Source organism: Paeniglutamicibacter sp. MACA_103, assembly GCF_045798555.1.
Taxonomy (GTDB): domain Bacteria; phylum Actinomycetota; class Actinomycetes; order Actinomycetales; family Micrococcaceae; genus Paeniglutamicibacter.
The window spans coordinates 194,091-202,090 of sequence record NZ_JBIXLN010000001.1 but is presented as its reverse complement, the minus strand read 5'-3'; the positions used below and the strand labels follow the sequence as shown (position 1 = coordinate 202,090).

Annotated in this window: 8 protein-coding genes; 3 read left to right on the top strand and 5 right to left on the bottom strand. The window is 69.1% G+C overall.

The window, feature by feature from the left end:
* Positions 1 to 133 precede the first annotated feature (133 nt).
* Positions 134 to 853: a 3-oxoacyl-ACP reductase FabG gene (fabG, locus tag ACIPVK_RS00915; protein ID WP_407610098.1), complete on the bottom strand. Its 720-nt coding sequence runs from the start codon at positions 851 to 853 to the stop codon at positions 134 to 136.
* Between the two features lie 291 nt (positions 854 to 1,144).
* On the opposite strand from fabG, the gene ACIPVK_RS00910 reads away from it, so the two are divergent.
* The 3 genes from ACIPVK_RS00910 to ACIPVK_RS00900 are packed head-to-tail and all read left to right on the top strand — an operon-like array spanning position 1,145 to position 3,006.
* Positions 1,145 to 1,804 carry a DUF3099 domain-containing protein gene (locus tag ACIPVK_RS00910; protein WP_407610097.1) on the top strand — a complete coding sequence of 220 codons (660 nt, stop codon included), beginning with the start codon at positions 1,145 to 1,147 and terminating at the stop codon, positions 1,802 to 1,804.
* Entirely contained in the window at positions 1,801 to 2,070 is a 270-nt protein-coding gene (locus ACIPVK_RS00905; RefSeq protein WP_407610096.1) for an acetone carboxylase, read from the top strand. The genes ACIPVK_RS00910 and ACIPVK_RS00905 overlap by 4 nt, the downstream gene beginning before the upstream one ends.
* A gap of 6 nt (positions 2,071 to 2,076) precedes the next feature.
* Positions 2,077 to 3,006, top strand: a complete 930-nt coding sequence (locus tag ACIPVK_RS00900; RefSeq protein ID WP_407610095.1) for an SURF1 family protein — start codon at positions 2,077 to 2,079, stop codon at positions 3,004 to 3,006.
* Between the two features lie 50 nt (positions 3,007 to 3,056).
* Here the strand turns inward: ACIPVK_RS00900 and ACIPVK_RS00895 are convergent, their stop codons facing one another.
* The 4 genes from ACIPVK_RS00895 to ACIPVK_RS00880 all read right to left on the bottom strand — a co-directional run bounded on the left by ACIPVK_RS00895 (position 3,057) and on the right by ACIPVK_RS00880 (position 7,959).
* Positions 3,057 to 3,524 carry a GNAT family N-acetyltransferase gene (locus ACIPVK_RS00895; RefSeq protein WP_407610094.1) on the bottom strand — a complete coding sequence of 156 codons (468 nt, stop codon included), beginning with the start codon at positions 3,522 to 3,524 and terminating at the stop codon, positions 3,057 to 3,059.
* Between the two features lie 217 nt (positions 3,525 to 3,741).
* Entirely contained in the window at positions 3,742 to 5,343 is a 1,602-nt protein-coding gene (locus ACIPVK_RS00890) for an ABC-F family ATP-binding cassette domain-containing protein (RefSeq protein ID WP_407610093.1), read from the bottom strand.
* 183 nt (positions 5,344 to 5,526) lie between these two features.
* Complete coding sequence (locus ACIPVK_RS00885) at positions 5,527 to 6,831, bottom strand: GTP pyrophosphokinase family protein (RefSeq protein ID WP_407610092.1); 1,305 nt, start codon at positions 6,829 to 6,831, stop codon at positions 5,527 to 5,529.
* 303 nt (positions 6,832 to 7,134) lie between these two features.
* Positions 7,135 to 7,959, bottom strand: coding sequence for a DUF2637 domain-containing protein (locus ACIPVK_RS00880; protein ID WP_407610091.1), 825 nt, complete (start codon positions 7,957 to 7,959; stop codon positions 7,135 to 7,137).
* Positions 7,960 to 8,000: the final 41 nt, after the last annotated feature.

The window sequence follows — 8,000 nt, the reverse complement described above, 5'->3', positions numbered from 1 at the left end:
CCCCCCCGCGCCCCCGCCCCCCCCCCCGCCCCCCCCCCCGCCCCCCGCCCCCCCCCCCCCCCCCCCCCCCCCCCCCCCACTTCCCTACCTCACCTTCCCCGGCGGGATGGTTCGGTGTGGGCGTTGATCGGTGTTAGTGCCCCATGCCCAGGCCGCCGTCGACCGGGATGACGGCGCCGGAGATGTAGGCGGCCTCGTCGCTGGCAACCCAGCGGACCACGTTGGCGACTTCCTCCGGCTCGGCGAAACGGTTCGCCGGGATGGAGGAGAGGTAGTCCTTCTGCGTGGCCTCGGGCAGCGCCGCGGTCATGTCGGTGTTGATGAAGCCCGGCGCCACGACGTTGGCGGTGATGCCGCGCGAGCCGAGTTCGCGGGTCAGCGAGCGGGCGATGCCCACCAGTCCGGACTTGGAGGCGGCGTAGTTGATCTGGCCCGGGGAGCCGTAGAGCCCCACGACCGAGGAAATCAGCACCACGCGGCCCTTGCGCATCTTGATCATGCCCTTGGAGGCGCGCTTGATCACGCGGAACGCACCGGTGAGGTTGGTGTCGATGACCGAGGTGAAGTCGTCCTCGTTCATGCGCAGCAGCAGCATGTCGCGGGTGACGCCGGCGTTGGCCACGAGCACCTCGACGGGGCCGTGTGCGGCCTCGACCTCGGTGAACGCCGCGTCGATCGAGGCGGTGTCGGTGACATCGGCCTTCACGCCCAGCAACCCCTCCGGGACCTCCCCGCTGCGGTAGGTGATGGCGACCTTGTCGCCGTTGGCTTCAAAGGCGCGGGCGATGGCAAGGCCAATTCCGCGGTTGCCTCCGGTGACCAGTACGCTGCGGCCGGCGGGGGTTTCGGACATGGATCCTCCATAAAAAAGTTCTGCGGTGGGTGGGGGTCTGCGGATCCAATTCTAGCCCGAGCTGCCCCGGCAGGTCCCTGCGCCACCGGTCGGCGCGCCCTTCGGCCCCACGGGTCGCGCGGCGGGCAGGCCGCTTCCATGGCGAATCCCGTGGCCCGGCAGGGTTCCGGAGGCCGTGCCGGAGCTCCGCTTCGGCCATCCCGCCCGATTACGCCGCACGCACATCGAGCGGATTCGTATCCCGGCGCAGGCGGGTGAGAGAATGGAAAGTGACGGATCGACGGAAGAACCATGAGCGAGCCACATAACACCCATCACCACCATGACCAGGGTCCACTGGTCCACCGGATCACCGAGGCGCAGGAGTCCCACTCCGCGGAGCAGCACTCCCGCGTGCTCAAATACACCATCTCGATGTCGGTGCGCCTGGCCTGCTTCATCGCCGCCTTCTTCGTGGACGGCTGGCTGCGGTGGGTCTTCCTCGCCGGGGCCATCGTGTTGCCCTACATCGCGGTTGTCATCGCCAACGGCGGAGCCGACCTGACCAAGCGCGAGCCGCCGGCCGAATACTTCGAGGGCGACGGGCCCCGGCCGCTCGCCTCCGGCACCACGCCGGCTGCCGGCCAGGAGTCCGCGGGCCCCGAGCACGACGGCAGCGACACCGCAGCGGGGGAAGCCGGCACGGAAGAACCTGCAGGGAATTCCTGGACCGGCGGCAACACCTATGTGTTCGACGAGTACGGCGAAACCCTCACCGAGCCCGCCGCCACGCAAGGGCCTTCCGGAAACACGGCCGCGGATGCGTCCCGGGACCGATGGGCCGACTCCGCTTCGACCTACCCCGCCGAGGCACCGACCACCATCGACGGTTCCTTCGTGGAGGAGCCCGGGACACCGGCGGAGCCGAGCCAGCCGGCCGGCGGACACCACCGGCACGGGGGCACGCGATGAGCATCTTCGATTCACTGGGCGGCGCTACGGGTCCGCAGGGGCCCACCGGACCGCCGAAATGTTCGCGGAAGGGCTGCCGGGCCGACGCCAGCGTGGCCCTGTTGTGGAACAACCCGAAGATCCACACCCCGGAACGACGAAAAACCTGGTTGGCCTGTGCCGAGCACGCCGACTGGCTCCAGAACTACCTGTCCGAGCGCCTGCTTTTCAAGGAGCGCCAGCCGCTCCAAGACGCGTCCGCCGGCACCGGCTCCCAAGGAGAATAAAGAAGCGTGTATCGATTCCTGGCCAGCACCCGCTGGATCGGCTGGTTGCTCCTGGTGTGCCTGTTCGCCACCACCTTCAGCTTCCTGGGCAAGTGGCAGATGGACCGCCGCGAAGGCGCCCTGACCGAGATCTCCCATGTGAAGCGCAACTACGACGCCGAACCCATCCCGTTCGCCCAGGCCAAGGAGCTCTTCACCGAGCTGCCCGCGGAGGGCAAGTGGACGCCGGTGGCCCTGCGCGGCAGCTACGTGGCACAGGACCAGGTCGTGGTACGCAACCGCATCTCCGGCTCCCGCCCGGGCTACGAGGTCCTGGTTCCCTTCCGCACCCAAGAGGGGACCACCGTCATCGTCGACCGCGGATTCCTGCCGATCGGCAACGACAACGCCGGACGCCCGGATGCCATCCCCGCGCCCCCTGCCGGGACCGTCGAGGTGAAGGTGCGGCTCAAGGCCGGTGAGCCGAAGCTGGACCGCGGGGCACCCGAGGGCCAGCTGGCCTCCATCGACCTGTCCACCTACGCCGGGCAGCTGGGCTACCCGGTGTCCACCGGCAGCTACGGGCTGATGTACCTGGAGGACCCGGCACCCGCCACGGCGCCGACGCAGATGCAACGGCCCGAGGAGGACGAGGGACCGCACCTGTCCTACTCCTTCCAGTGGTTCGCCTTCGGCGTGTTGGTCTTCATCGGCTTCGGCTACGCGGCCAAGCAACAGGCGCGGATCAACCGCGAGGACCGCGAGGAGCGCGCAGCCGCGGCCCTGCGCGGCGAGGAACCGGTGCTGCACCAGGCACACCGCCTGCGCAAAAAGCCCAAGAAACTGGTCCGCCGCGACGGCAGCCCCACCGACGAGGCCACCGAGGATGCGTACCTCGACGAGCTGGAGCGCAAGGCTGCCGCCGCACGCGATGCGCAGGTCCCGGGCTCGAATTGAGTGCACCCGGCTGACGGGTTGGCGCCCGTCGCGCCACCTCGAATGCTGCGTCACCTCGATGGCGGTACGACACCGTGTCCGAAGCACCGGGCCAGGTCGTCCCACACGATGAACACCGACTGGGCATCCACCGTGGCGCCCAGGGATCGATAGGCCGCCAGGGCCGCGGCATTGGCGCGTTCGGTCCCGGTCCACATGCCCGTGCAACCCAGGGACAGCGCTTCGAGGGCCAGGGCGCGCAATAGCGCGGCGGCGACCCCGCGGCGCCGGTGGGCCTCGTCGACGCCCAATTCGTAGACAAACATTTCCGGCTCCTTGTCCGGATGCCGCATCACCACGCCCGAGACGAAGCCGACGGCCGTTCGGTCCCCCGCGCGGGCCAGCAACAGGTGGTGTCCCGGCATGGCCAGGAACGCGCGGGCGCCCTGCGCGGTGACCGGGTTATCGAAGAGCCCGGAGGCGGCTACCAGCTCGGCGGGGTCGGCCGCGGGGCCGATGTTCCATTCGGTGGCGACCATGTCCCGGTTCCGATCCGTGGCGGGGGTTCTGGCTGTCGCGCCCCGTCGGGCGCGGCTCGTATGCCGAAGCTATCGCCGCGCGGTGCCGCACGCAAGAGGTCCCCCCGCGATCGGGCCGCGGGCTGCGGGCCACCCGGATTTGCGAAGGCATGAAAAAGCCCGCCCCTCCCGATGGCTGCCGTGGGCAGTGCGTGGGAAGAGGCGGGCCGGATCCGGGCTAGGCCAGGGTGACCAGTTCCAGGTAGGAATCGTTCCAGAGGTCCTCGTCGCCGTCGGGCAGCAGCACCACGCGGTCGGGGTTCAGCGCGGCAACCGCGCCCTCGTCGTGCGAGACCATCACCACGGCGCCGGTGAAGTTGGACAGCGCGGAGAGGATCTCGGCGCGCGAGGCCGGGTCCAGGTTGTTGGTGGGCTCATCGAGCAGCAGCACGTTGGCGCTGGAGGCCACGATGGTGGCCAGCGCCAGGCGGGTCTTCTCGCCGCCGGAGAGCACGCCCGCGGGCTTGGAGACGTCGTCGCCGGTGAACATGAAGGAACCCAGGATGCCGCGCACCTCCGCGTCGCCCATGTGGCTCGGGGCGGCCGAGCGCATGTTCTCGAGCACCGAGCGGTCCACGTCCAGGGTGTCGTGCTCCTGGGCGAAGTAGCCGATCTTCAGGCCGTGGCCCGGGACCAGGTCGCCGGTGTCGGGGTTGGACACCCCGGCGAGCATGCGCAGCAGCGTGGTCTTGCCGGCGCCGTTCAGGCCCAGGATGACGACCTTGGAGCCGCGGTCGATGGCCAGGGAGACATCGGTGAAGATCTCCAGCGAGCCGTAGGACTTGGACAGGCCCTCGGCCATCAGCGGGGTCTTCCCGCAGGGGGCCGGATCCGGGAAGCGCAGGGCGGCCACGCGGTCGGCGACGCGGACATCGTCGAGCCCGCCCATCAAGCGGTCCACGCGCTTGAGCATGGACTGCGCGGCGGAGGCGCCCGAGGCGCGGGCCTTCATCTTGTTGGCCTGGGCCAGCAGCGTGGTGGCCTTCTTCTCGGTGTTGGCGCGCTCGCGCTTGCGGGCCCGCTCGTCGGTCTCGCGCTGGGCCAGGTAGCGCTTCCAGCCAAGGTTGTAGACGTCCATGGTGGCGCGGTTGGCGTCGAGGTGGATGACCTTGTTCACGGTGGCCTCGAGCAGCGAGGTGTCGTGCGAGATCACCAGCAGGCCGCCCTGGTGGTTGGCCAGGAAGCCGCGCAGCCAGGTGACGGAATCGGCGTCCAGGTGGTTGGTGGGCTCATCGAGCAGCAGCGTCTCGGCATCCGCGTAGAGGATCCGGGCGAGCTCGACGCGGCGGCGCTGGCCGCCGGAGAGGGTTGAAAGCGGCTGGTTGAGCAGGCGCTCGGGCAGGGCCAGGTTGTTGGAGATCGCAGCGGCCTCGGACTCCGCCGCGTAGCCGCCGCCGGCAATGAACTCGGCCTCGATGCGGTCGTACTGGCGCATGGCCTTGGCGGCCACCGCCTCGTCCTCGGAGGCCATGTCGTCCTGGCACTGCTTGAGCTTGCCGACGATCTCGTCCAGGCCACGGGCCGAAAGGATGCGGTCGCGCGCCAGCTGCTCCATGTTGGGGGTCCGCGGGTCCTGCGGCAGGTAGCCGATGGTTCCCGTCGTGGTGACGGCGCCGCCGGCCGGCAACGACTCGCCGGCCAGCACGCGCGTCATGGTGGTCTTGCCCGCACCATTTCGCCCGACCAGGCCGATCTTGTCGCCCTTGTCGATGCGGAACGAGACGCCCTCCATGAGAAGGCGTGCGCCGGCGCGCAGCTCCAAATCGGCAACGGAAATCACGGTGAGACCTTTCGGTAAAGTTTTGGGGCCCTGCTGGGCAACCTACCCAGTCTACGCGGGTGGGGAGCGCTTTGGCATGATGATGCGTTGAATCTCACGCCGTCCCGGGCGCGGCCGCCCGCGTCGGGCCATTTCCGCGCCCGACGACGCACGATGTGCCCGGCCGCGCGCGGCCGCGGGATGTCAGGACCTGGTGTTCGCGCCCTTGGCGGGCTGTGCGTCGGCCTTGGATCCCGCCGGCCTGGCGGAGTCCTTGCCCTCGGCCTTCTTGTCCGCCTTCGGTTCCGTCTTCGATTCCGTCAGGGGAAGGTCCGCCGCGGGGCCGGCGGCGGGAGTCGCCACGGGGTTCGCCTCGGATGCCTGGGTGCCTGCGGCGGGTGCCGGCACCGGCTTTTCCTCGGCGTGCTTCAGGCGGTAGGCGTCCATCTGCACCAGGCGGCGGCGCAGCGAATCGGCCCGGTGTGCATCCCCGCCGCTGGTGGCCTCGATGTGCGTGGTGCCGAAGTGCCAAAGCAGCACGTCGTCCAGCAGGCGGTCCGGGCCCGGCGAGTAGCGGTGGTCCAGGGCCGCGCGGACCGAGGTGATGACGTTGGGCTGGAGCAGCGCGGCAAACTCCCGGGTGCGGGAGAGCCCGTGGGCGGCGAGCAGTTCCGCGGCCCAGCCCCAGTCGTCGTCGGACTTGCGGTCCACGTGCGGCAGCAGCGTCTGCCAGATGAACTGGATGCGTTCGGCGTTCAAGGGTTCGGCACCCTCGGCCTCCGCATCCCAGAAGCCGGTGACGGTTTCGAAGCGTTCGTGCAGCTCGGAGAACTGGTCCTCCACGGCCTCGAGCATTGCGGCGGTCGCGGTGAACTGCCGGTCGATGTGCGGGCTCCAGGCGCGCGGCTCGGCGTTCTTGAAGCGGATGTCGTGCTCGATCTCGCTCCAGGCGTGGGAAAGGATGGTGCGGATCTGCACCTCGAAGACGAAGTTCCCGGTGATCTTGACCTCCCCGCCCAGCTGGGCCTGGAAGTCCCGGACGACTTCCTCGCCGCGGGTCTTGAGGATCAGGTGGCGGGAGGAATACCCGTAGGTGCCCGACTCCACCGAGCCGATGTCCTTTTCGCGGTCCGAGCGGCAGTCGAAGTCGGAGCGGCGGCGCTTGATCAGGTTCGCCGCCTCGCGGATCTCGTGTGGCAATTTCACGATGACGCGCACTCCCACCAGGTCGTGGATCTCGCGCAGCGGATTGGGGAACTCCAGTGCCGGGGCCTCCCCCTCGTCCCCCACCAGCATGCGGGAGGCCTTGTCACGGAAGGACTCGACGGTCTTGACCCGGCTGACGACGAACAGCGGCGTGTTTTCGGTTTCGTCGAAGAGCGACTCGATACGGGTGCGCATGGCTTCGGCAACGTGTTCCAGCATGGGGCGGGCGGCGGCATAGCGCTCGACGCTGCCGCGAACCTGGTCGCGCAACGATTCATCAAGGGTTTCCCAAGGGGTGCCCACACGTGCCTCCTACAAACAAATGGCTGGTCGGGGGTGCTCTTTGATCAGCTTATCAACTGCCACTTGCCCCCGATTGTGGCGGCACGGAAAGCGGACGGGGAAGTTTGCTCCCGCCCAGGCACCGGCACGCCACGCCCGGGCCGTCGGCGTCGCCGGAGCACGGAAAAACCCGCGGTCCGGCGACGCGGGGAGGATCTCCCAGCCACACTGGACCGCGGGTTTCGGGGCGTGCATGCCCGATTATCCTGCCGGGTGGGCAGGTGACCGCGTTGCTCCGGGATTGTTTCCGGATGGTGCCGTGGGTTAGTTCTTGGAATCCAACGACTGGGCTACCTCGTCATAAAGCGGGGAAGGGGCGGTGGAGTCCATGACCTGGACCTTGCCGGCGGGGAAGGCCTTGCCGCCAGTCGGGTTTCCGGCCGGCGGGTTGTTGGCGGCTGCGCGCTTCGAGGCGTCGGCGGTGGAAGGGGCCGCTCCCTTGGCTCCGGTTGCGGACTTGGCGGCGTCGGCTCGCCCCTCGGCCCGTGCCCGCGCGGTGGCTTCGGCCAACTGGTCCTTGGCCGCCACCAGGCGTTCGGCCTCGGCGGCCTGCGCGTCGCTCATGGCTGCCTGGAAACCGTCGTCGTAGGCCAGCCCGTACTTCTCGTTCTCCACGGCCTGCTCGTCGTACTCTGCCGCGGCCCGCATTTCGGCGGCCTCCGCCTTCTTTTGGTACATGTGCACCGTCAGGTGGGTGATGGCCAGCAGGACCACCGGCGGCATGGCGGCCACCAGCGCGGACACCACCGGCGGGATGTCCGACTGCATGGCACCGACGGTCAGGATCGCGTGCACGGAGTTTGCCGCGGTCGAGACGAAGGCGCCGAAGAAGAGCAGCGTCCAGGGGTAGATCATCGCGCGGCGGTTGTGGCCGTTGAGCGCCACGATGGCGACGGTGGAGGCCACGATCATGCCGTCGACGATGATCGGCCAGATCCAGGCAAGGTTTGCCTCGATGCCCGAGCGCTGTGCGAGGTCGGTCAGGGCGGCGAAGGAGAGCACGAATGCGCCGATGGCGATCAGGACGGTGGCGGCCACCGCGGTGCGCAAGACTGCCTTGTGAGGCTCGTTCGGGATCTTTTCATTCATTTGGCTGGAGGCCTCAATCAATTGTGGGTCTGGTGTTGCGC